This window comes from Micromonospora sp. IBSANI012 (assembly GCF_052814045.1).
Map to the genome: position 1 here is coordinate 4,163,641 of NZ_CP199933.1, position 23,563 is coordinate 4,187,203.

At 70.5% G+C, this 23,563-nt stretch carries 17 protein-coding genes; 5 read left to right on the forward strand and 12 right to left on the reverse strand.

Annotated features, from left to right (window positions below; genetic code table 11):
• Window positions 1–78 precede the first annotated feature (78 nt).
• A complete protein-coding gene (locus ACTWM8_RS19210; protein ID WP_446210252.1) occupies window positions 79–1,911 on the reverse strand; it encodes a glycoside hydrolase family 15 protein in 1,833 nt (610 codons plus the stop codon).
• Between the two features lie 212 nt (window positions 1,912–2,123).
• On the opposite strand from ACTWM8_RS19210, the gene ACTWM8_RS19215 reads away from it, so the two are divergent.
• From ACTWM8_RS19215 to ACTWM8_RS19225, 3 genes are all read left to right on the forward strand, one after another.
• Window positions 2,124–2,732, forward strand: a complete 609-nt coding sequence (locus tag ACTWM8_RS19215) for a DJ-1/PfpI family protein (protein WP_446210253.1) — start codon at window positions 2,124–2,126, stop codon at window positions 2,730–2,732.
• A gap of 420 nt (window positions 2,733–3,152) precedes the next feature.
• A complete protein-coding gene (locus ACTWM8_RS19220) occupies window positions 3,153–5,024 on the forward strand; it encodes a potassium transporter Kup (protein ID WP_446210254.1) in 1,872 nt (623 codons plus the stop codon).
• Window positions 5,025–5,187: 163 nt separating this feature from the next.
• Window positions 5,188–6,348: an FUSC family protein gene (locus tag ACTWM8_RS19225; protein ID WP_446210255.1), complete on the forward strand. Its 1,161-nt coding sequence runs from the start codon at window positions 5,188–5,190 to the stop codon at window positions 6,346–6,348.
• Between the two features lie 572 nt (window positions 6,349–6,920).
• Here ACTWM8_RS19225 and corA read toward each other — a convergent pair.
• A complete protein-coding gene (gene corA, locus ACTWM8_RS19230) occupies window positions 6,921–7,934 on the reverse strand; it encodes a magnesium/cobalt transporter CorA (protein ID WP_446210256.1) in 1,014 nt (337 codons plus the stop codon).
• A gap of 378 nt (window positions 7,935–8,312) precedes the next feature.
• Between corA and ACTWM8_RS19235 the strand changes: the two genes are divergently transcribed.
• Complete coding sequence (locus ACTWM8_RS19235) at window positions 8,313–8,579, forward strand: hypothetical protein (RefSeq protein WP_446210257.1); 267 nt, start codon at window positions 8,313–8,315, stop codon at window positions 8,577–8,579.
• A gap of 118 nt (window positions 8,580–8,697) precedes the next feature.
• The gene (locus ACTWM8_RS19240; RefSeq protein ID WP_446210258.1) at window positions 8,698–9,147 is read left to right on the forward strand and encodes a hypothetical protein; all 450 of its coding nucleotides are present in this window, start codon (window positions 8,698–8,700) and stop codon (window positions 9,145–9,147) included.
• A gap of 61 nt (window positions 9,148–9,208) precedes the next feature.
• Here the strand turns inward: ACTWM8_RS19240 and ACTWM8_RS19245 are convergent, their stop codons facing one another.
• From ACTWM8_RS19245 to ACTWM8_RS19290, 10 genes are all read right to left on the reverse strand, one after another.
• The gene (locus ACTWM8_RS19245; RefSeq protein ID WP_446210259.1) at window positions 9,209–9,898 is read right to left on the reverse strand and encodes a response regulator; all 690 of its coding nucleotides are present in this window, start codon (window positions 9,896–9,898) and stop codon (window positions 9,209–9,211) included.
• Complete coding sequence (locus ACTWM8_RS19250; RefSeq protein WP_446210260.1) at window positions 9,895–12,447, reverse strand: DUF4118 domain-containing protein; 2,553 nt, start codon at window positions 12,445–12,447, stop codon at window positions 9,895–9,897. The genes ACTWM8_RS19245 and ACTWM8_RS19250 overlap by 4 nt, the downstream gene beginning before the upstream one ends.
• 118 nt (window positions 12,448–12,565) lie before the next feature.
• A complete protein-coding gene (locus ACTWM8_RS19255; protein ID WP_446210261.1) occupies window positions 12,566–13,447 on the reverse strand; it encodes a potassium-transporting ATPase subunit C in 882 nt (293 codons plus the stop codon).
• Window positions 13,447–15,636 carry a potassium-transporting ATPase subunit KdpB gene (gene kdpB, locus ACTWM8_RS19260; protein ID WP_446210262.1) on the reverse strand — a complete coding sequence of 730 codons (2,190 nt, stop codon included), beginning with the start codon at window positions 15,634–15,636 and terminating at the stop codon, window positions 13,447–13,449. Before kdpB ends, ACTWM8_RS19255 begins: the two co-directional genes overlap by 1 nt.
• Window positions 15,637–15,656: 20 nt before the next feature.
• Window positions 15,657–17,312 carry a potassium-transporting ATPase subunit KdpA gene (kdpA, locus tag ACTWM8_RS19265; protein WP_446210263.1) on the reverse strand — a complete coding sequence of 552 codons (1,656 nt, stop codon included), beginning with the start codon at window positions 17,310–17,312 and terminating at the stop codon, window positions 15,657–15,659.
• Entirely contained in the window at window positions 17,312–17,401 is a 90-nt protein-coding gene (gene kdpF / locus ACTWM8_RS19270) for a K(+)-transporting ATPase subunit F (protein WP_036343797.1), read from the reverse strand. The genes kdpA and kdpF overlap by 1 nt, the downstream gene beginning before the upstream one ends.
• Window positions 17,402–17,664: 263 nt before the next feature.
• A complete protein-coding gene (locus tag ACTWM8_RS19275; protein WP_446210264.1) occupies window positions 17,665–17,889 on the reverse strand; it encodes a hypothetical protein in 225 nt (74 codons plus the stop codon).
• Between the two features lie 225 nt (window positions 17,890–18,114).
• Window positions 18,115–18,582 (reverse strand): hypothetical protein, encoded by a 468-nt coding sequence (locus ACTWM8_RS19280; protein WP_446210265.1) that lies wholly within the window; start codon window positions 18,580–18,582, stop codon window positions 18,115–18,117.
• A gap of 575 nt (window positions 18,583–19,157) precedes the next feature.
• On the reverse strand, window positions 19,158–20,207 hold the full coding sequence (locus tag ACTWM8_RS19285) for a zinc-binding dehydrogenase (protein WP_446210266.1): 1,050 nt from the start codon (window positions 20,205–20,207) through the stop codon (window positions 19,158–19,160).
• A gap of 96 nt (window positions 20,208–20,303) precedes the next feature.
• Window positions 20,304–23,510 (reverse strand): bifunctional cytochrome P450/NADPH--P450 reductase, encoded by a 3,207-nt coding sequence (locus ACTWM8_RS19290; RefSeq protein ID WP_446210267.1) that lies wholly within the window; start codon window positions 23,508–23,510, stop codon window positions 20,304–20,306.
• Window positions 23,511–23,563 lie beyond the last annotated feature (53 nt).

Here is a 23,563-nt window from a genome sequence, read left to right on the forward strand (position 1 = left end):
CGCCGGATCCCATGCGCGCACCGCGACCCTGTTCAGGCACTCGTAGAGCCAGTGCCTGTTCCGGAGCCGGCCTGTGTCTCAGGGGCGGGCGTCGAGGAGGCGGTCGAGGCTCACGGCCGTGCCGATCAACGAGAGGTGGCTGAACGCCTGCGGGAAGTTGCCGGTCTGCTCACCGGTGGGTGCGATCTCCTCGGAGTAGAGGCCGAGTGGACTGCTGTAGGTGAACATCTTCTCCAAGGTCAGCGTGGCGTCGTCGAGCCGTCCGGACTCGGCGAGGGCCCGGACGTACCAAAAGCTGCACATGGTGAAGGTGCTCTCCTGGCCGGGAAGGCCGTCGGGCGAGGCGGCCGGGTCGTACCGGTAGACCAGGCTGTCGGATACGAGGTCCGCGTCCATCGCCCGCAGCGTGGACTGCCACATCGGATCCTTTGATGAGACCAATCCGACGCCGGGCATGGCGAGCAGCGACGCGTCCAGGACGTCGGTCGCGTAGTGCTGGACAAAGGCCCCTCGTCCGGGGTGGAAGCCACGGGCCATGATCTGTTGGTAGATCAGGTCTCGGTTACGTACCCACCGGTCGGTGTCGGCCGGTCGTCCGCGGCGGTGAGCGAGTCGGACAGCCCGGTCGAGGGCTACCCAGGACATCACGCGCCCGTAGGTGAAGTCCTGGCGGCCGCCACGGGTTTCCCAGATCCCGTCTTCGGGCTGGTCCCAGTGCTTGCAGACCCAGTCCACCAGTCGCACGGTGTTCAGCCACAGCTCGTGAGAGGGCTGCAGATCATGGCTGTCGGCCTCGTGGAGGCCGTTGAGTATCTCGCCGTAGATGTCCAGTTGCAGCTGGTTCGCGGCGCCATTGCCCACCCGCACGGGCGCTGATCCGCGGTAACCCTCGAAGTGGTCGAGCACCTCCTCGGAGAGATCGGGTGAGCCGTCGACGCGGTACATGATCTGCAGCGGCCTCTCCCGTTCCTTGGCCTCCCGGACCCGGTCGTCGACCCAGTGCATGTACCGCCACGCTTCGTCGGTGAAGCCCAGCTTGAGCAGGGTGTGTACGGAGATTGACGCGTCGCGGATCCAGGTGTAGCGGTAGTCCCAGTTGCGCTGGCCGCCGATCTGCTCCGGCAGCCCGGCGGTGGGGGCGGCGATGAGCGCGCCAGTCGGCGCGTACGTCATGAGCTTGAGCGTCATCGCCGACCGCTCGACCATCTCCCGCCAACGGCCGGTGTAACGGGAACGGCCCAGCCAACGCCGCCAAAAGTCGCGGGTCTGCTCCAGCAACTCCTGCACCTCGCCCGGGGTGTAGAAGCGTGGCCGGTCAGGCGACACTCCTGTTTCCAGAACGGCACCCCCGGCCTCGCCCTCGCTCAGCGTGGCGATGGTCCATATGCCACCCTCCCTACGCTGGACTCCCTGCTCGCCGGGCCGGGTTTCGGGGTATCGAACGAGGCTCACAGCGAGGGAGAGCGCAGGGCTGCGGAAAACGTGCCCCTCCGGGTGCGCGTCGAGCTCGTGCGGATCCCGCCCATAGTTGAAGCGGGGTTGACAGTCGACCCGGAACCGCATCGTGCCCCGGACCATCCGCAGCATCCGCACCAGGCGGTGGCGGTCGGTCGCCTGGTCCCCCGCGACGGGCATGAAATCCACGAGTTCACCCACGCCGTCCGCGCTGAGAAACCGGGTGATCAGGATCGGCGTGCCGGGCAGGTACAACTGCTTGCTCACGTACTCGACGCCCTCCGGCGACACCTGAAAGTGCCCACCCCTGCGCCGATCGAGCAGCCCCCCGAACACGCTCGGCGAGTCGAACCGAGGGGCACAGAACCAGTCCAGCGTCCCGTCCATCGCCACCAGCGCCGCGGTCTGCAGATCACCGATCAAGCCGTGGGCCGCCACCGAAGGGTACGAGTCCACCCAGCCCTCCCCACCTCATCTCAGCTCCACCAGATTACCCTCTATCGGGCGAAACGTGCATAACTACTCATAACCTACAAAGCCCACGATGCTCAGGGTCGGAGCTCGAAACGCAGGGTGCGGTAGGCATGCCGCCAGCCGCTGATTGGCTCTCGACCCGGAACGGCCCGCCAGGGAGATTGCAGATCCGATGCCTACGTGAGGGAGTTGTGATGCAGGTAGCCGTGGTGACCTTCGACGGGTTCAACGAGCTCGACAGCTTCATCGCTTCCGCGCTGATCAACCGGTGCCGTAAGGACGGCTTGGAGGCCTTCATTACGACGCCGACGCCGGTGGTCACATCGATGAACGGCGTCGAGGTGACTGGGCAGCGCCCGATGGAGTTCGTGACCGAGGCCGACGTCGTGCTGATCGGTAGCGGGGTGAAGGCGCGGGACGTGGTCGCCGACGACCGGCTGCTCTCCAGGCTGCTGCTCGACCCTTCGCGACAGCTGATCGGTGCGCAGTGCTCCGGCGCGCTGGTGCTCGCCCGGCTCGGGTTGCTGGCTGGCATGCCGGCTTGCACGGACATGACGAGCCGGCCCTTTGTCGAAGCCTGCGACGTCACCGTGCTGGACGCGCCGTTCCACGCCGAGGGGAACGTCGCTACGGCGGGCGGTTGCCTGGCGTCCCAGTATCTCGCCGCGTGGGTGATCACCCGAATGCTCGGGGAGGACGCCGCGCGCGACGTCATCGACTACGTGGCTCCGGTCGGCGAAAATCAGGAGACTGTCGAGCGCGCCGTGCGTGCCGTCCACGCGGGTGAGGTTGCACTGCGCTGACGCCCCGCGATGATCCGTTCCGGGCCGCCTGCAGTCATGGCCGCGACTCCTGAGCGCATTGAGAGCGTGGCATCGTCTGAGGTACGCGCGAGCATGTTGCGGCGCCCTCGCCTGGCCGGGCCCGCGCGGCTCTCTCGCAGCCTGTCTTCACGGGCATCTCCCGTCGACACCTGAGACGGCTTGAGGGCCTGGTCCGGGGATGGAGGGCGCCCCGCCTGTTGCGAGACCCCGTCGCCGATGGCGGGTCGGAGACCGACAGGGTTGGCCAAAGTTCGGAGTCCCGGACCCGCGCGGCGTACCGGTTGGTATGCCTGTGAGGTGACGAAGCGTGCGAACCACGAGCAGCCGACGCCAGGCGGCCAGGGACCAGGAGAGGACGCGGGGTCCCAGCCATCGCCGGCGGGCCACCCGAGGGCGGGCGTGGGCTTGTTGCTGGGCGCGTTGGGGGTGGTGTACGGCGATATCGGCACGAGCCCGCTGTACGCGCTGAAGACAGTCTTCACTCTGGACCGCAGCCTGACACCGGACACTCCCGACGTGTTCGGTGTGATCTCGTGGGTCTTCTGGTCGATCATCCTGATCGTGTCGGTCAAGTACATCATCTTCATCCTGCGGGCCGACAACGAAGGCGAGGGTGGGGTGATGGCCTTGGCCGCCCTCGCCCGAAGGGCGCTGCTCAAAGTCAGTGAAAGGCGCGCCGCAACCGTGCTGGCGCTTGGGGCGCTCGGCGCCGCCCTGTTCTACGGCGACAGTGTGATCACCCCGGCGATCTCGGTGTTGTCGGCGGTGGAAGGGCTCGAGGTCATCTCCCCACGGTGGGAGGTGGTCGTGCTGCCGGCGTCGGCGGTGATCATCACGCTGCTGTTCGCCATCCAGCGCTGGGGCACCGGACGGGTCGGGGCCGTGTTCGGGCCAATCATGCTGCTCTGGTTCGCCTGCCTGGGCGTCGCCGGCGCGGCCGAGGTGATCCGTCACCCGGACGTTCTGGCCGCGCTGTCACCGACGTACGCGGCTCTGTTCGTCGTCGACCACCCGATCATCGCGTTCATCGCGATGGGCGCCGTGGTGCTGGCGATCACCGGTGCCGAAGCGCTCTACGCCGACATGGGGCACTTCGGCCGCGCCCCGATCCGCCGAGCCTGGTTCGCGATCGTCTTCCCCGCTCTGACCCTGAACTACCTCGGCCAGGGCGCACTGATCCTTCGGGCACCGGAGAGCCGGGACAATCCGTTCTTCCTGCTGCTACCAGGCTGGGCGCAACTGCCGATGGTCGTCCTGGCCACCGTGGCCACCGTGATCGCGTCCCAGTCGGTGATCTCGGGAGCGTTCTCGGTGTCCCGGGAAGCCATGCGGCTGGGCTTCCTGCCGCACCTGCGCATCCGGCAGACCTCCCGCCGCCAGTACGGACAGATCTACGCCCCAGGAGTGAACTGGAGCCTATTCGCCGCAGTCCTCGTGGTGGTGTTCGCGTTCGGCTCGTCCACGAACCTTGCCGCCGCTTACGGGGTCGCGGTCACCGGCACCTTCCTGATCACCACGACCCTGTTCCTGGTCGTCGCGCGAGCGCGGTGGCACTGGACAACCTGGCGGCTGGCGCTGTTCGGGCTCGTCTTCGGCAGCATCGAGCTGACCTTCTTCACCGCGAACCTGGCCAAGGTCACCCACGGCGGTTGGCTGACGCTGCTCATCGCGATCATCCTGTTCACGGTCCTGCTGACGTGGCGACGCGGAGCCGAACTGGTCACCGCCAGGCGGATCGAACGGGAAGGACCTCTCCGCGACTTCATCGACACCCTGCACGCCACGAACATCCCCTGGGTGCCGGGCACCGCGGTGTTTCCGCATCCGAACAAGGAGACGACGCCCCTGGCACTGCGCGCGAACGTCGCGCACTACCACGTCCGGCACGAAAGAATCGTGATCATTACGGGCCGCACCGCCAACGTCCCGCACATCCCCTGGAATCAGCGCCTCACCATCGATGACCTCGGCGACCCGAACGACGGCATCATCCACATCGACGCCATCTTCGGCTTCCAGGACCCCACCGACTTCCCCGAGGTAGTTCGCCGCGCCGCCGCCCACCCCCTCGCCGAGGGAATCAACCTCGACCTCGCCCAGGTTTCCTACTTCGTCTCAAAGATCACTCTGCGTTGCACCCGCCAGCCCGGCATGGCCATCTGGCGTAAGCGCCTGTTCATCGCCCTCGCCCACAACGCCGCCAGCCAGGCCGAGTTCCTCCACCTGCCCGAGGAACGCACCATCGTCCTCAGCGCCGAAGTCGCGGTCTGAACCTGTCTCGATCAGACTGGCTTGAGGGCCTGGCGTACAGCAGCTGAACGAGGGCCAACCCCACCCAGTGCTGCGACCTGCCGCCACCGGACAGGATTTGCCCGGCCGACAGCGGGTAGGCCCAGCCGTGGTCGGTGCGGGTCCGCCGGAAGAGCGCAGCGGGATGCGTGCCGACCATGAGCGTGCGACGGCCGCACAGTTGTCCCGTCGCTCGGCCGGGGTCCTGCGCGATCGGCTGCGCCGGGTGCGGGCCGGTGCCGGCCTGGCCGCCCAGGCCGGGCTGGCAGCGGGCCTGTCCTGGTGGACCGCCGACACCCTGCTCAACATCCCGCAGGCGTTGTTCGCGCCGATCTCGGCGGTCGTCACGTTGGCCGCGTCGGTCGGTCAGCGGCTGCGCCGGACGATCGAGCTGGTCATCGGCGTAGCGGTCGGCATCCTCATCGGCGACCTGCTGATCTACCTGCTCGGCGCGGGCCCATGGCAGCTCGGCCTGATCGTGATGCTGGCCGTCCTGGTGGCCGCGTTCGTGGGTCGCAGTCCCGCGCTGGTGGTCCAGGCAGGGGCGACGGCGGTCCTGATCGGCACGGTGACGCCTTCGGTACCGAACGTTGAGGCAGCCCGGTTCGTCGACGCGCTGATCGGCGGCGCGGTGGCCCTGGTGGTGACCGCGGTGCTGTTGCCGCTGAACCCGCTCCGGACGATCAACCGGGCCGCCGGGCCGGCACTGGACCTGCTCATCGACCAACTCGACGCCACTGCCACCGCGCTGCGGCAGCGGGACGCCGCCCAGGCGCAGGAGGCCCTCGAAAGGCTCCGGAACAACAAGAAGGAGCTCGGCTCCTTCGGCGAGGCGGCGCAGGCCGCCCGGGAGGCGACCACCCTCTCCCCGGTGTTCTGGAGCGCCCGGGAAGGACCACTCGGCCGGTACGCCCAAGCCGTGGACCCGATCGACCGGGCCATGCGGAACAGCGGCACCCTGATCCGCCGGGCCGTCACCCTGATCGAGGACGGCGAGCCGGTACCGGAGTCGATGCCGGCGGCGGTGTCGGCGCTCGCCGAGGCGACCCGGACGCTACGCCGTGAGTTCGCGCGCGGGGCGGCGGAGGCCGACCGGACTCGGGAGCGGGCGTTGCGGGCGGTGGCCGAGGCCGGGCGCGCCTACCGGAGCGGGGTGGGCTTCTCCGGATCGGTCGTGGTCGCCCAGGTCCGCACGGCGGTCAGTGACCTGCTGGTAGCCACCGACCTGGCCCAGGACGACGCGAATCAGCTGGTCCGGCAGGCCTTCGGCCCACTCACTCCGACTGGGGAACAACGTCAGGCATAGACCGGACATGTGCGGACAATCGCCGTGCGGCCTTTCCGCTACACGATGCTGACGCCCCGGCAGGCAATTTTCCTCGCATTTTCCGGACGCAGCGGGCCCGTGTGGAAACGGTGTCAAATTCGGCGGGCGTGCGTAGCAGATCTGTGAAGGTTGTCGATGGTAAACGGCCGGTGGGACTGGTATGGCCTCAAGGCGGGCCTGAGCGTGCGGGCCTCCCACTGTCGCCCGGAGGCGTGCTGTGGCTGTCGATCGACGTCAGGAAACTCCGACGGTCGGGGAGCCCCCATCGGGATCAGGATCGCGGGCGGCGCGGCGCTGGTGGTCGGGGCGGCAATACTGGGGGCGGCGGCCCTCGCACAGACCGAACTGCCCGCCCGGACCCTGCTGGTCGCCGTCGTGGTCGGCGCGTACGCGTCGGTGGTGGCCGACCTGCGGGCGGTCGCGGCGGCTCATCCACGACTGGATGCCGCGGACGCGGCCGCGACGGACCGCCTGATAGTTCGGGCGCTACCCGCTCGTGGACGGTCGGAGGCTGAGGGGGAGGTCCAGCCACGCCGGCCTTCGGCGCCGAGTCACAGCCATCCGCGGCGTTTGAAGATCAGGTAGAGAGTGCCGCAGACCAGGGCCATCAGGGCGAGGGCGAACAGGTACCCGTAGCGCCAGTTCAGTTCCGGCAGGTGGGTGAAGTTCATGCCGTACACGGTCCCGATCAGGGTCGGCGCGAACAGGATCGCCGCCCAGGAGGAAATTTTCTTGATCTCTTCGTTCTGGGCGTAGCTGGCGGCCGTGAGGCTGCGCATCTCCTCGTTCTGCGCCTGGGTCACGAGGGTGGTGTTCACGGTGAGGATGTTCTGCAGCAGGTGCCGGAACCCGTCGACACGTTCGACGACCTGGGTGAGGTGGTCGGCCACGTCGCGCAGTCGGCGGCGCAGCTCCTCGTCCGTACCGTAGGTGTCGAACCCGGCGGTGAGCGCGTCGAGCACCTTGACCAGCGGGCGGGCGGCTCGCTGGAACTCGATGACCTCGCGGCTGAGTGAGTAGATGCGACGGCTGGCGTTGGGGTCGCCACCGAAGACCTGGGTCTCGATCTCGTCGATGTCGTTCTCCAGTCCGGCGACGACGGGGGCGTAGCCGTCGACGACCTGGTCGAGGACCGCGTACAGGACAGCTTCGGGCCCGAGTGCCAGGACCTGCGGGTCGGCCTCCAGCCGGCGGCGGACGGCGGCGAGGTCGGGCGCCTCGCCGTGGCGGACGGTGATGACGAAGCCGGGTCCGATGAACAGGTGCAGCTCGCTGAACTCGACCTCCTCGCGGTCGTCGAGGTAACGCGCGGCGCGTAGGACCACGAACAGCGTGTCGCCGTAGCGTTCCAGCTTGGGCCGCTGGTGGGCGTTGATGGCGTCCTCGGCAGCCAGGTCGTGCAGCTGGAACTCCTGGGCCAGGGATCGGATCTGTCCGGTTCCCGGCCGGTAGAGGCCGATCCAGGCCATCGCCCGATCGAGTTCCTGGAGGCAGCGGTAGGTGTCGGCGAGGGTGCCAGGGGAGGCCTGGCGGCGGCCCCGGACGTAGACGGCGCTGTCGACCACTCGGCTCCGGGTCGGCTCTGGCCGCGCGTCATCCGGCTGATGCTCGTCCAGGCGGCGTCCGAAGCCTCCCGTCCGGGGAGGCCACTCCTTTTCGCCCATCGCTCTCCCGGAAGTCGTCCGCGGAGCACGACGCCGTCGCGCGGCGCTGGTGCTGCCGCCGGTTCCCCCACCCGATCGGGGTGAAACCCGGCCCGGGCGGCGCCGGCAGGCCCGGAATGGCGGCGGGAGACGGGTGTCGGTGCTGGCTGCTGGCCCGACGGTGGCGCAGCGCATACCCGCGGCGACCATGGCGAGTTCGGGAGGCACGATGAGCGTCGGCACGCGTGATCGGGCGCGGACCCGGGAGAACGTCCGCTGGGCGACTGGCTGCTGTCGGACATGTCCGCGCGGCCCGCCCAGACGGAGGGCTCGTACGCCCGGCCGCCCGAGCAGCGCCACCACTCCTGGTGGAAGGTCATGTGTCTCACCGGCGTGGACTACTTCTCCACCCTGGGCTACCAGCCAGGCATCGCCGCGCTGGCCGCCGAGGTGCTCTCCCGATTGCCACCCTGGTACTGGTGCTGCGAGATCGCCCCAGTCATCCGGGAGATCCTGCGCCGGCAGGAGCCGGACCGGTCGCGCCGACCGCACGTGCACGCTGGCTGACCCTGCCCGGCCGGACGGGCCGGATGGCCCTGCGCCGGCGCTGGCGGCCGCGCGAGGATGAGGGTGTGCGCGGAGATGTGCCGCCACGTGAGGGCGAGCGACGGAAAGGTGGAGAGCGGTGGATCCGAACCGGGGTACGGACCGACGTCACCGTCATGCCCACCGGCCGCCGGCGCTGGTCAACCGGGCGACGTTGGCGATCCTGCGCTCCCCACGCTGGCACCGGCTGTTGGACGCTCAGCTCTGCGAGTTGCGCTACCGGGCCAATGACGGTCGGGACATCAGCCTGCCGGTGCTGTACGCCGCCACCGACGACCGGTACGTGGTGCTGGTCGGCGACGCCTCCGACAAGCGCTGGTGGCACCACTTCCGGCGGCCCGGTCCGGTCGAGGTGCGTCGGGGCGGTCGGTGCCGCACCGGCCTCGGCCGGATTCTGTCGCCGGAGGATCCGACGTTCCGGGTGGCGGCGGACGTCTACGCCCGGCGGCACGGGGTGCAGGTCGGGCCGGACGACCAGCTCCTGACGGTCGAGCTGGCGCCGCAGGGACCGGCTGACCGGGAGGGGTGACGGACCCGCCGTAAACACCCGTCGTGGGGCTCGTTGCCGGTGATATCTCCGCCCCGGGCGGTCAGGGCCGGTACCGGTAGCCCATGCCCGGTTCGGTGATGAGGTGGCGGGGGCGGGCGGGGTCGTCCTCGAGCTTGCGCCGCAGTTGGGCCATGTACTGGCGTAGGTAGTTGGTTTCCTGCTGGTACTCCGGGCCCCACACGTCGTGCAGCAGCTGGCGCTGGCTGATGAGCTTGCCCGGGTGGCGCAGCAGCTTTTCCAGCATCGCCCACTGGGTGGGGGTGAGCTTGACCTCGGCGCCGTCGTCGCGGGTGACGGTCCGGTCGGCGAGGTTGATCGTGTGCCGACCGACCCGTGGAGCGACCACGGAGGCGGCGTCGGCCGGCGTGGCGGAGAGGCGACGGGTCACCGCCCGGATGCGGGCGAGGAGCTCGTCGACGCCGAAGGGCTTCGTGACGTAGTCGTCGGCCCCGGCGTCCAGGGCGGCGACCTTGTCCTCGCTGCCGGCCCGGCCGGAGAGCACGATTATCGGCACGGTGGTCCAGCCGCGCAGGCCGCGGATGACCTCGACGCCGTCGAGGTCGGGCAGCCCCAGGTCGAGCACCACCAGGTCCGGGGGGCGGGCGGCGGCGGCCTTGAGCGCCGCGGTGCCGGTGTCGGCGACCTGGACGTCGTAGCCGCGGGCGCGCAGGTTGATCCGCAGGGCGCGCAGGATCTGCGGTTCGTCGTCGACGACCAGGATGCGGGTCATTCCTGCGGTCCTTCCGTCGCGGTGTTGGTGGCGGCCGGCAGCCGCAGGACCATGGTGAGGCCGCCACCGGGCGTGGTCTCCGGGGTGATGCTGCCACCCATCGCCTCGGCGAGGCCGCGGGACAGGGCGAGGCCGAGCCCGACGCCGGTCTGGTTGTCCCGGTCGCCGAGGCGCTGGAACGGCAGGAAGACGTGCTCCCACCGGTCCTCGGGGATACCGGGGCCGGTGTCGATGACCCGCAGCTCGACCTGCCCGGCGTGGGCGCTGGCGGTGACGGTGGGTGGCTGTCCGGGCGGGCTGTGCCGCAGCGCGTTCGCGACGAGGTTGACCAGCACCCGCTCCAGCAGGCCCGGATCGGCGGTGGCGGCGGGCAGGTCGGCGGGGATGTCGGTGCTGACGTCGGCCGCCGCCGGACCGAGTTCGTCCAGGGCACGGGGTACGGCGTCCTCCAGGCCGATCGCGGCGTGGGTGACACCCAGCGCACCGGCCTGGAGGCGACTCATGTCGAGCAGGTTCGCCACCAGCCGGCCGAGCCGGTCGAGGGACTCGTCGGCGGTGGCCAGCAGTTCCTCCCGGTCGTCTGCGTCGAACTCGATGTCGGGGCTGCGCAGGCTGCTCACCGCGGCCTTCGCCGACGCCAGCGGCGTACGCAGGTCGTGGCTGACCGCGGCGAGCAGCGCCGTGCGCATCCGGTCGGCCTCGGCGAGCGGGCGGGCGGTGGCGGCTTCCTCGGCGAGGCGCTCCTGCTTGAGGGCGACGGCGGCCTGGGCGGCGAAGGCCTCGACGATGCGCCGGTCGGCGGCCTCCAGCCGCCGGCCGCTGAGCACCACGGTGAGCCGGTCGTCCACCGGTACCGTGGTCTCCCCCGCACTCGGGCTGCACGCCGGCCGGTCACCGACGCTGGCCACCACCCGCCAGGCGCCCTCGTCGCGGGCGCGGTCGGGTCGTCCCTCGGCGTCGGCGGCCAGTTCCAGGACGCTGACCGCGCGCAGTCCGAACGTCTCCCGGAGCCGGTCGAGCAGGGCCGGCAGCGGCCGTTCGCCGCGCAGCACGCCGCCGGCGACGGTGGCCAGGGTCTGTGCGTCGGCGGAGGCGCGCGCGGCCTCCCGGGTCCGCCGCGCGGCGACGTCGACGACCCAGCTGACCGCGACGGCGACGCCGACGAAGACGCCGAGGGCGAGCAGGTTGTCCGCCTCGGCGATGGTCAGCGTGTAGAAGGGCGGGGTGAAGAACCAGTTCAGCAGCAGGGAGCCGCCGAGCGCGGCGACCAGGGCGGGCCACATCCCGCCGACCAGCGCCACGCCGACGACGCCGGCGAGGAAGAGCAGGATGTCGTTGGTGAGGCTGAGGTCCGGCAGCGCCCACAACAGCAGGGTGAGCAGCGGCATGCCGAGCCCGGCCAGCGCGAAGCCGAGCAGCCGGCGTCGCCGGGACAGTGCCGCCGGTACCGCGGCGGCGCGCCGGCCCCGCCCGGCCTCCGGGTGGGTGACCAGGTGGACGTCGATCGGCCCGGACAGCGCGGTGGTGGTCACCCCGACGCCGCGCGCGAACAGTTGCGCGAAGCGGCCGCGCCGGCTGGCGCCGAGCACGAGCTGGGTGGCGTTGACGCCGCGGGCGAAGTCGAGCAGCGCGGCGGGTACGTCGGTGCCGAGGACTTGGTGGTAGGTGCCGCCGAGGCTTTCCACCAGAACCCGCTGCCGGGCGAGTTGGGCGGGGTCGGCGTCGGCCAGCCCGTCGCTGCGGGCGACGTGCACGGCGAGCAGGTTGGCGCCCTTGCTCCGGGCGGCGATCCGGGCCGCACGCCTTATCAACGTCTCGCCCTCCGGCCCGCCGGTGAGCGCGACCACCACCCGCTCACGCGCCTCCCAGGTCTCGGAAATGCCCTGCTGGGCGCGGTAGCGGTCGAGCTGGTCGTCGACCTTGTCGGCGAGCCAGAGCAGCGCCAGCTCACGCAGCGCGGTGAGGTTGCCGACCCGGAAGTAGTTGCCCAGCGCCGCGTCGATCTTGTCGGGCCGGTAGATGTTGCCATGGGCCATCCGGCGGCGCAGCGCCTCCGGCGTCATGTCGACCAGTTCCACCTGTTCGGCGGCGCGGATGATCTCGTCGGGGACGGTCTCCCGCTGGATGGTGCCGGTGATCTGGGCGACGACGTCGTTGACCGATTCCAGGTGTTGGACGTTGACGGTGGAGAGGACGCTGATGCCGGCGTCGAGGAGCTCCTGAATGTCCTGCCAGCGCTTCTCGTGCCGGGAGCCGGGGACGTTGGTGTGGGCCAGTTCGTCGACGACGGCGACCTCGGGCCGGCGGGCCAGCACGGCGTCCAGGTCCATCTCGGTGAATCCGGTGCCGCGGTAGGTGATCTCACGCCGCGGCACGACCTCCAGGTCGCCGATCATCGCGTCGGTGTGCGCGCGGCCGTGGGTCTCGACCAGGCCGACCACCACGTCGGTGCCGCGTGCGGCGCGACGCTGGGCCTCCTCCAGCATCGCGTACGTCTTGCCGACGCCGGGGGCGGCCCCCAGGTAGATCCGGAGTTCTCCTCGTGGCACGCAGAACATCCTTCCTGCTCGGGAGCCGCCACGACACCGACCTCGGTCGGTGTCGTGGCGTGGGGGGCCGGCGGCACGGGCGAGGCCGGTCGGGTCCGACCTCGCCCGTGGTGGTGGATCAGCGGGCCGGGAACTGCCGGTCGAGGGCGAGGTTGAGTTCCAGGACGTTGACGCCCGGCGCACCCATGAAGCCCAGCGACCGCCCGGTGGTGTGCTGGTCGACCAGGCGGCGGACCGCCGCCGGGTCCGCGCCCCGCTCGCGCGCGACCCGGTTGACCTGCAACTTCGCGTACGCCGGGGAGATCTGCGGGTCGAGGCCGCTGGCGCTGGCGGCGACCGCGTCGGACGGCACTGCAGGGTCGGCGGGAGCGTCACCACGCATCGGGGTGATCAGGCCGCCGGCCGCCACGTAGTCCTCGCCCGGCTTGGCCAGCTCGACCGGCACGCCCTCGTACGAGGCGACGAACGGCGTGGCCGGGGCGGTCTGGTTGACGCTGACCACCCGGGTGATCCGGCCGGTGAGGCCGTCGGCGCGGAACACCGCGAGCACCGCGCCGACCCCGTCGGACGTGCAGTACGGCCGCCGCCCGTCGACGCCCTCGAGTTCCCCGACGGCCTTGCCGCGGGCGCAGACCTGGGTGAGCAGGCTCGGGGTCGACTCGGCCGGGTCGGTGGCGATGGTGTCGACGACGCTCTCCGGGCCGAGGTTGCTGGCCGCGGTGGAGGTGGGGTCGTAGCCGTCGCCGGCCGCCGACGGCCGGGACTGGAAGTAGCGCGGGACGGGGTTGCCGTCGGCGTCGGTGAAGGACTGCCCGATCAGCGCGCTGCCGACGGTCTTCCCGTTCGCGGCGAGCAGCGAGCCGTCCGCCTTGTCGTTGAGGCCGGGCAGCCGGCCGACCGCGACCAGGGCGAGCGGGTACGCCAGCCCCAGCAGGACGGTGAAGACGAGCAGCGCGCGCAGGGCGGCGAGGTGTTGGGCGAGCCAGGTGGGTAGGCGCATCACGAGATCCCTGGGATGAACTGGATGAGCAGGTCGATGAGCTTGATGCCGATGAACGGCACGATGATGCCGCCGAGGCCGTAGACCAGCAGGTTGCGGCTGAGCAGCTTCGACGCGGCGGCGGGCCGGTAGCGCACGCCGCGCAGGGCGAGCGGGATGAGCGCGATGATCACCAGGGCGTTGAAGATGACCGCCGAGAGGATCGCCGACTCGGGGCTGGCCAGCCGCATGACGTTCAGCGCGTCCAGGCTCGGGTACAGCCCCGCGAACATGGCCGGGATGATCGCGAAGTACTTCGCGATGTCGTTGGCGATGCTGAAGGTGGTCAGCGCCCCCCGGGTGATCAGCAACTGCTTGCCGATCTCCACGATCTCGATCAGCTTGGTCGGGTCGGAGTCGAGGTCGACCATGTTGCCGGCCTCCTTGGCGGCCGACGTGCCGGTGTTCATCGCGACGCCGACGTCGGCCTGGGCCAGGGCGGGGGCGTCGTTGGTGCCGTCGCCGGTCATCGCGACCAGCCGGCCGCCCTCCTGCTCCTTACGGATCAGGGCGAGCTTGTCCTCCGGGGTGGCCTCGGCGAGGAAGTCGTCCACGCCGGCCTCGTCGGCGATCGCCTTCGCGGTACGCGGGTTGTCACCGGTGATCATCACGGTCCGGATGCCCATCCGGCGCATCTCGTCGAACCGCTCCCGCATACCCGTCTTGACGACGTCCTTGAGGTGGATGACGCCCAGGGTGCGGGCCGGCTCCCCGTCGAGGTGCTCGGCGACCACCAGCGGGGTGCCGCCGATGCCGCTGATCTCGTCGACCAGCTGGCCGACCTGCTCGGTCGGGTGACCGCCGTTCTCGCGTACCCACTTCATCACCGCGGCGGCGGCGCCCTTGCGGATCCGGCGGACCCCGCCGGCGACGCTCTCCGCGCCGAGGTCCACGCCGCTCATCCGGGTCTGCGCGGTGAACGGCACGAAGGTGGCGTGCGGCATCACGCCGGGCTCGCGCTCCCGCAGCCCGAAGTCGTTCTTCGCGAGCACCACGACCGAGCGCCCCTCCGGGGTCTCGTCGGCGAGGCTGGACAACTGGGCGGCGTCGGCGACCTGCTCGGCGGTCACGCCCTCGACGGGCAGGAACTCCGCGGCCTGCCGGTTGCCCAGGGTGATCGTGCCGGTCTTGTCGAGCAGCAGGGTGTTGACGTCCCCGGCGGCCTCGACCGCCCGGCCGCTCATCGCCAGGACGTTGCGCTGCACCAGCCGGTCCATGCCGGCGATGCCGATGGCGGAGAGCAGCGCGCCGATCGTGGTGGGGATCAGGCAGACCAGCAGCGATACCAGGACGACGCCGCTGACGCCCGCGTCGGTGATCGCGCCGCTGTCCGGCGCGGCCGCCTGGTACCCCTTGGAGAAGATCGCCAGAGGCTGGAGGGTGACCACGGCCAGCAGGAAGATGATGGTGAGCGCGGCGAGCAGGATGTTCAGCGCGATCTCGTTCGGGGTCTTCTGCCGGTTGGCGCCCTCCACCAGGGCGATCATCCGGTCGATGAAGCTCTCCCCCGGCTTCTGGGTGATCTTGACGACGATCCGGTCGGAGAGCACCTTCGTACCGCCGGTGACCGCGCTGCGGTCGCCGCCGGACTCCCGGATCACCGGGGCGGACTCGCCGGTGATGGCGGACTCGTCCACGCTGGCGATGCCCTCGACCACGTCGCCGTCACCAGGGATGATCCCGCCCGCCTCGACCAGGACGACGTCGCCCTGCTTGAGCGCGGGGGCCGGCACGGCCTCGTCGCGGTAGGTGTTCGCCGCCGCGCCGGGCGTCCAACCGATCAGCCGGGTGGCGATGGTGTCCCTCTTCGCCTGCCGCAGGGCGGCGGCCTGGGCCTTGCCCCGGCCCTCGGCCACCGCCTCGGCCAGGTTGGCGAAGAGCACGGTCAGCCAGAGCCAGACGGTGATCGCCCAGGCGAACACCGACGGTTCGGTCACCGCCAGGACGGTGGTGAACGCGGCGCCGATCTCGACGATCAGCATCACCGGGTTGCGCCACAGCGTGCGCGGGTCGAGCTTGCGCAGCGCGTCCGGCAGCGACCTGATGAGCTGCTGGGGGTCGAGCAGACCACCGCCCCGGTTGCCGTGGGTGGCCGGGGTGCCGGCGGTCGGCTGTTCTTCGGTCCCGGATGTCACTGGCGTGACGGACATGTTCTTGTTCCTCATGGTGGTCACAGCCCTTCGGCGAGGGGGCCGAGAGCGAGTGCGGGCAGGAAGGTCAGCGCGACGAGGATCAGCGTGACGCCGACGACCATTCCGACGAACAGCGGTCGGTGGGTCGGCAGGGTGCCCTCGGAGGCGGGGGTGGGTGCCTGGCGGGCGAGCGAGCCGGCCAGCGCGAGCACGAAGATGATCGGCAGGAACCGGCCGAGCAGCATGCACAGGCCCAGCGCAGTGTCCCACCAAGTGGTGTTGACCGTGATGCCGGCAAAGGCGGAGCCGTTGTTGTTGCTCGCCGAGGTGAACGCGTAGAGCACCTCGGACAGCCCGTGCTGTCCGACGTTGAGCGCCGTCGAGTTGTTTCCGGTCGCGAACGCGGCCGCGGTGCCGACCAGCACCAGCGCCGGGGTGATCAGGAAGTACAGCGAGGCGAACTTGATCTCCCGCGATCCGATCTTCTTGCCCAGGTACTCCGGGGTCCGGCCGACCATCAGGCCGGCGACGAACACGGTGATCACCGCCAGGATGAGCAGGCCGTAGAGACCGGAACCGGTGCCGCCGGGCGCGACTTCGCCGAGCATCATGTTGACCATCGTCATCATGCCGCCGAGCGAGGTGAACGAGTCGTGGAACGAGTTCACCGCACCGGTCGAGGTCAACGTGGTGGCGGCGGCGAAGGTGGCCGAGTTCGACACGTCGAACCGCACCTCCTTGCCCTCCAGCGCCGCCCCGACCGCCTGCGGCACGGTGCCGTGTCCGGCGAGCTCGAAGACGTTGGTCAGGGCGATGCTGACGAACGCCAGGATCCCCATCACGGCCGCGATCGCGTAGCCCTGCCGGTTCTGCCCGACCATCCGGCCGAAGACCCGGGGCAGGCTGAACGGGATCACCAGGAGCAGGAAGATCTCCAGCCAGTTGGTCCAGGTGGTCGGGTTCTCGAACGGGTGCGCGCTGTTGACGTTGTAGAAGCCGCCGCCGTTGGTACCGAGTTCCTTGATCGCCTCCTGGCTGGCGACCGGGCCGCCGGTGACGGTCTGGCCGCCGCCGGTCAGGGTGGTCACGTCGGTGCCGCCGGAGAGGTTCTGCACCGCGCCACCGATCATCAGGGCCAGCGTGGCCAGCACCGCGATCGGCAGCAGGATCCGCAGCACGATCCGGGTCAGGTCGACCCAGAAGTTGCCCAGCTCGCCGGTGCGGCTGCGGGCGAAGCCGCGGACCAGCGCGACCGCGACCGCGATGCCGACGGCGGCGGAGACGAAGTTCTGCACCGCCAGCCCAGCCATCTGCACCAGGTGACCCATCGTCGACTCACCCGAGTACGACTGCCAGTTGGTGTTAGTCACGAACGACACCGCGGTGTTCCAGGCGCCATGCGGCACGACCGCGGGAAACCCCAGCGACAGCCACAGGTGCTGCTGCACCCGCTGGAACGCGTACAGGAACAGGATCGAGATGGCGGAGAAGGCGAGCACGCTGCGGGCGTACACGCCCCAGGACTGCTCGGCGGCCGGGTTGACCCCGACCAGCCGGTAGATCCCCCGCTCTACCCGGGACTGCCGGGTACCGGAGACCACCCGGTACATGTAGTCGCCGAAGGGTTTGTAGACCGCGACGAGCGCCGCGATCAGGGAGAGGATGAAGATGACGCCGGCTGTTGTCGTGGTCATCAGAAGCGCTCCGGGAACAGCAGGGCGACCACCAGGAACACACCCAGGCCGATCGCCAGCACCAGGCCGACGGCGTTGACGGCGCTCACAGCTTCTCCACCGCCCTTACCACCAGGGCGAGCGCTGCGAACAGCGCCACCGTTACCAGCACGAACACCACGTCAGACACAGCTGACTCCTCATCGCGGATTCCTTCGTCACGACCGCCTTCCGGTCGCGCCGGGCAATCAAAACGCCACACCCCCTTAAAGGACAGGGGCTATAACGCGACCATGACGGGTAACCACCGTTTCTTGACGTGCTTTTGACGCAGGCCCCTAATCGGGTGACGACGGTCACCGCATGCCAGCGGTCAGCGGCACGCACCCCAGGACGGGAGGATGGGTGGCAGGTCCGCCCGGACCGCCGCCGCGCGCCGGGATGAGCCGGCGGGGGCGGCGGGGAGGGTCCGTCCGTACTGGTCCGGGACCACACCCCAACCGTGCAGCGGGTACGGCGTCCGCGACGCCGCCTCCCAGCGGTCGTCGACGCGGCGGGCGGTGCACAGGTGCGTCCAGTCCTCGCCCAGGTCGAACACGTAGGCGAACGAGGCGCCGGGGGCAGGAGGTGATCCAGGTCCCGGCGGCCGAAGGCGACGTCGATCGCCTCCGCGAGGTCGGCGAAGGTGTGCGCCGTACTGGCCGCGAAGACGCGACCCGGGCGTGGCCACCAGTCCTGGCCACGCCCGGTCACCAACTCCACGGCGATCGACAGGCCGGCGCCGGCCGCACCGGTCGTCCCGTCCTGGGCAGCCTCGGCGCGGTCACGCCGCACGAGGACCGTCCGGCGCGTCGTCCGGGGGCGCGACGACGCTGGTACGGGGCCCGACCACCGACGGATACCGAGACGCCTCCTGGCCATCGGCCGAGGCCATCGCGCGCAGGCGCCGGTAGCCGGTGCCGAGGACCGCGGCGAACGCGATCAACGCCGCGTAGGTCCAGGCGCCACCGCCACCGGTCAATTCACCGAACCGGTGCGCGAGGAACCCGACGAACGTGGCCATCGCCAGGGCCGTCACCGCGGCGACCGCCCGCAGGTCAGCGACCAGCGCCGCGTACGCCCCGGCGGCGACGGCGACGAGGAGCGCCCGGGCCGGGAGGTCCACCGGCGGGAACACGGCGGCACCCAACAGCACCGTCCCGACCATCACCGCCCAGCCCACCGCGACGCTGATCCCCGCCGGGGTCCGCTCCCCGTACGTCCCGGCTTCCTGATCTCGATCGACAGACACAGCACGCCTCCGGCGACAGCACGGGCCCGCACTTCAGGCCCGCCTCCGGCCATACCAGTCCGGCCGGCAGCCACCGTCGATGGCTTTCACACGTTCGCTACGCCCGGCGGAAGATTTTTGACATCGCTTTGACGGCCCGGCGGCAGCCACCGGGACGCCAGCCCGCGGCCGATCGTCTCGCGGTCCTGCGGCCACCCCGGTGCAACGCAAACGGTGCGCGCTGCAATGGATCGCAGCGCGCACCGTGGGGCAATTGTTTGTGTCCGAGGGGCGAGTTCGACCACAAATCCATGATCCTCGTCCGTGGTGAAATACAACTGGCAGCCGGGTGACGACAGCAGTCAATTTCGTGATGCCGCCGTCGGCGTCTACTGACTCAGGCGCGACGGCGGCATCGCCGTCGGCGCGTCAGCCCGGTTGGCTCGCAATGTCCGACTCACCACGTAGAGCGAATCGAGTTCAAGCCATAACCGGTCTCCTTGTCCAGGCTGCGCCGGCAGGGTGACCCACCCTGCCGGCGTGCCAACGTCGGCTTGCGGAATAGGAGGCGAGAGCCTCACGACCCGCACCGGCTGTCAGGGCTTGAGGATCAGCCGGATCGGGCTCCCTTCCTTCTTCACCAGCCGTTCGACGCCCCGGGGTGCCTCGGACAGCGGGAGCACATCGCTGATCGACCCGGAGAGGTCGAGGCGGTGATGCCCCACCAGGGAGACGAGCTGCTCGACGTGCTCCGGAAGGCTGCCGTAGTGCCCACGGATCTGCTGCTTCAGGTAGCTGAACAGGGTGGTCTCGTGAATGGTCAGCGGTTGGGGTGCCAGTCCGACCAGGACCAGCCGGCCCTCGTTGGCGAGGACGGTCTGGGCCTGGGTCCAGACCGGCGGGGCGCCGGCCAGGTCGAAGGCGACGTCGAGGCCGCGCCCGCCGGTGAGCCGGCGTACCTGCTCGTCGAAGTCGGCGGCGCGGGGGTCGAGGGCGTGGTCGGCACCCAGGGCGAGGGCCCGGGCCCGGGCATCCGGGATCGGATCCACGGCGACGATGGGGGCGGCCCCGACGAGACGCAGCAACTGGACGGCGTGGGCGCCGAGACCGCCCAGCCCCCACACGCCGACGGCCTGGGTGGGGCGTACCTCACCGGTGCCGACGATCGCACCCCAGGGGGTGGAGACCGCGTCGGGGATGATCGCGGCCTGCTCCAGCGGAAGGTCGTCGGGGACGCCGACCAGGGTGAAGTGCTCGGCGATGGCGTACTCGGCCCAGCCGCCGTCGTAGTCGACCCCGCGGGTCAGCGGGTGCTGGCAATGGCCGACCCGCCCCAGGAGGCAGGGTGGGCAGGCGCCGCAGGGCTGGCCGGCCTGCAGCAATACGCGCCGCCCGACCTGCCATTCGGCGGGTACCTGCGCACCGACGGTGTCGATGACGCCGGCCACCTCGTGCCCCAGGGTCACCTTGTCGACGCCGGTTTCCAGCCGCAGGCTCCCGTCGATGAGGTGGACGTCGGACAGGCAGATGCCGGCCGCGGCGACCTTGATCCTCACCTGGCCCGGTCCCGGCTGCGGGACGGGTACCTCCTCCATCGCGAACCGCCCCGTCTTGTAGTCGAGCCGGCCGGCGAGCATGGTGGACATGACATTCTCCTTGTCTCGCGGTGCGTGCGGTCGCCCCCACCGCGCGGGGCATGGGTGTCGGATGCGGCGGTCCGCGCCGCACCGTCGAACCGGCGATCAGGCGAAGACGTCCTGCTGGTAGCGCCCGTCGGCGTCGAGCTGGTCGAGCCACTTCTCGGCGTCGTCGGCACTGCCGCCCGTGTGGCTGCGGTAGATGCCGGCCAGCGCCTGGCGTACCGACGGGGCCATCCGCCGGCCGTCGCCGCAGACGTAGAGGTGGGCGCCGTTCTGGATCGCGTCCCAGATGGCGTCGCCGTCGGCGGTGATGGCGTCCTGGACGTACCTGTGCGGGTGATCGGGCACGGTGGAGAACGCCAGGTGCACCTCGGCGAGGCCGGCCTGCTGCCAGGCCTGCATCTCGTCGCGGTAGAACCAGTCGTGCTCCGGGTGCCGGCAGCCGTAGAAGACCTTCGACAGGCCGACCTCGACACCGCTGGCCTGCTGGGCGGCGCGCTCCTCGAGGAAGCCGCGCAGCGGGGCGAAGCCGGTGCCCGGACCGACGAGGATCATCGGCGTGGTCGGGTCGGCCGGCGGGTGGAACGGCGGGGCCGGGACGCGGACGTACCCGAAGAACACGTCGCCGGGCCGCAGCCGGGCCAGGTACTGGGAGGCCAGGCCGCGGTACTCCCCGTCGCCGGACAGTGCCGGACCCTCCACCAGGCCGACGGTCAGTCGCGGCCGGTTCGGCTCGACCATGGCCGCCGAGGAGATGGAGTAGAAACGCGGCCGGATCGGCCCGGCCAGCTCCAGAAAGACGGCCAGCGGCAACTCGACGGCGGGAAACCGCTCCAGCAGGGCGAGGGCCGAAACTCGCTTCGCGAGGATCTCGTCCTGGTAGCGCTGGCGCGCCTCATCGGTGTCGTCGAGGTACCCCTGGAGCTGGCCGGCGGTCCACGGGCACTGGGTGTGCTCGGCCAGCGCCCGCAGGTGGGTGCGGGTGGCCACCTCCTGCAGTTCGACGAACTCCGTCAGCAGTAGCTCCGCGGTCACAGGCACATCGATCGGCAGGTGGGTGCCAGCACTGGCGTCCTCGCGGCGCAGCCGGACCACCTGGTCGCGGGGTACCCGCAGCAGCCGCAGCGCCCGCGTCACCAGCTCAGGGTCGTTCTTGCCGAAGACGGCCAGGTGGTTGCCGGTCTCGTAGCCGACCCCGTCGGGCAGCTCGACGGTGATCGACAGCGCCTGCGGGCGAGGTGCCTCCATGCTGAAGTCCCACAGCCCGGTCGGGTCGCCGACCAGTTCCTCGCTGGCCACGACGGTGATCGGGTACGCCTTCTCGGAGACCACCGCCGGGCGCACCTGCGCCTCGGTGAGGACCTCCAGCGACAGGCGTGGACCGGTGGTGGCCGTGGTGTCCGCGCCGTACTCCGCGGCCAGCGCCGTCCACAGCGCGTCCATCCACGTGGTCGCCATGCCGTCGAAGTCGCCGTTCGCGTCGACCTCGCCGCGCGGCACGATCGGCGTGGCGCCGGCCGCCAGCAGCACCGCCTCCACCCGCTTGGGGAAGGCCTGGTAGGTGATCCAGTGCGTGTTGCCGGTGCCGAGCAGCGCGAACCGCACCTTCGACATCGATCCCGCCGTCAGGCCGCCGGCGGCGGCGAGGTCGTCGAAGCGCTGCGCGTTGTCGGGGGCCTTGCCGTTGTAGCTCGGCGTGACCACGACGAGGATCCCATCGTTGGGCGGGTTGTCGGCCAGTTCGTCCAGCGTCAGCACAGTGGTGTCGAAGCCGGACTGCTCGGCCCGGCCGGCCAGCTGCCGCGCGAGATCCTCCGACGCGCCCAGGTTCGAGCCGTACGCGACGCGCAGCGTGACGCCGACGACGTTCACCGCGGCCGCCGCCGCAGGCGACTCCGGCACCGCCCGCACCTCGCTGTCGAATCGCTCGTACGGCTGGCGGGAGCGCACCCGCAGCAGGAAGTTGTCCGGCTTGCGGGTGAGCGTCTCCTTGACCTTGATCTGGTAGTCGTTCGGGTCGGTGATCGCGAAGTTCTGCAGGACCAGGGCCAGGGCGAGCCGGGCCTCGGTGAGGGCGAACTGCCGGCCGATGCAGGCCCGCTCGCCGTTGCCGAACGGCTTGTAGGCGTGCGGGTGGTGCTGGGCGATGTTCTCCGGCAGCCACCGGTCGATGTCGAACTCGGTCGGCCGGTCCCACGCCTCGGGGTGCTTGTGCAGCGCCGGGATCACGACCATGACCTGCTGGTCCTTCGGCAGCGCGTAGCGGCCACCGAGCACGGTGTCCTCGTACGGCGCCAGGGCGATCGCCGGGATGGGGCCCCACAGGCGCAGGGTCTCGTCCAGGACCCGCGGGATCACGTTCAGCTTCATGATCGTCTCGTAGGTGGGCACCGTGTCACCGGGCAGCAGCCGGTCGACCTCCGCGTACGCCTGGGCCAGCACGTGCGGGTTGCGCAGCAGCTGGTACAGGGCGTACGACAGCAGACCGCTGGTGGTCTCGTGCCCGGCGATGAGGAACGTCACCACGTTGTTGCGGATGTTCTCGTCGGACAGCGGCTCGCCGGTCTCGGGGTCGACCGCGTTGAGCATGAGGCTGAGCAGGTCGCGGCGGTCATCGCCCCCACCCGCGCGGCGCTCGCGGATGACCTCCTCGACGAGCGAGTGCATGACGCGGACGTTCTCCTCGAACGTCCGGTTCTGCCGGCGCCGCATCGCGGTGACGAAGGGTGGCTGCTTCAGCCGCCCCATGGCCTCGTGCAGAGAGTCCGCCAGGGCCTGCAGGAACGGGTGCACCTCCTCGCTGCCGAAGGAGTCGAACCGGTAGTCGAAGCCGGTGATTCCGATCGTGTCGAGGGTCAGGCGGGTCATGTCGGCGACGACGTCGAGGTCCTTGCCCTCGTCGCGCCGCCACTTGCCGACCAGCGCATCGGCAACCTCGAGCATTTCCGGGAAGTACGACTTCATCGACCGCTGACTGAACGCGGGCATCAGGATCCGGTGCGCCTTGCCCCAGTTCGGCTCGTCCCCCCGCGCGGTGAACAGGCCGTCCCCGGCGATCGCCCGCACGTCGCTGTGCGGCTTCTCGATCGGCTTGTAGAAGCGCGACTCGTCGCACAGCTCCGCAACCAGGTCCGGGTCCGATACCAGGACGAGCTCGCGGCCGGGCAGCGCGAGCCGGTAGATGCCCTCGGGGAACTGACCGGCCGTCTCCTCGAAGAACGCCGCCGGTCCGTCGGACGGGATCTGCAGCGCGTTCCCGACGATCGGAACCCCGCGCGGGGCGGGGATGGTCGTGAGGTTGCTCGACACGTGGACTCCTTACCTGAGGTTGCCGACGGTGACCGGCCGATGGATCCGGGTGC

What these genes read in the sequence shown, in the direction of transcription:
- ACTWM8_RS19245 (WP_446210259.1), bottom strand. Translation starts at nt 9,898, where the DNA reads ATGACCCGCATCCTGGTCGTCGACGACGAACCGCAGATCCTGCGCGCC.
- ACTWM8_RS19215 (WP_446210253.1), top strand. Translation starts at nt 2,124, where the DNA reads ATGCAGGTAGCCGTGGTGACCTTCGACGGGTTCAACGAGCTCGACAGC.
- ACTWM8_RS19285 (WP_446210266.1), bottom strand. Translation starts at nt 20,207, where the DNA reads ATGTCCACCATGCTCGCCGGCCGGCTCGACTACAAGACGGGGCGGTTC.
- kdpA (WP_446210263.1), bottom strand. Translation starts at nt 17,312, where the DNA reads ATGACCACGACAACAGCCGGCGTCATCTTCATCCTCTCCCTGATCGCG.
- ACTWM8_RS19225 (WP_446210255.1), top strand. Translation starts at nt 5,188, where the DNA reads ATGCGTGCCGACCATGAGCGTGCGACGGCCGCACAGTTGTCCCGTCGC.
- ACTWM8_RS19235 (WP_446210257.1), top strand. Translation starts at nt 8,313, where the DNA reads ATGTCCGCGCGGCCCGCCCAGACGGAGGGCTCGTACGCCCGGCCGCCC.
- kdpB (WP_446210262.1), bottom strand. Translation starts at nt 15,636, where the DNA reads ATGTCCGTCACGCCAGTGACATCCGGGACCGAAGAACAGCCGACCGCC.
- ACTWM8_RS19255 (WP_446210261.1), bottom strand. Translation starts at nt 13,447, where the DNA reads ATGCGCCTACCCACCTGGCTCGCCCAACACCTCGCCGCCCTGCGCGCG.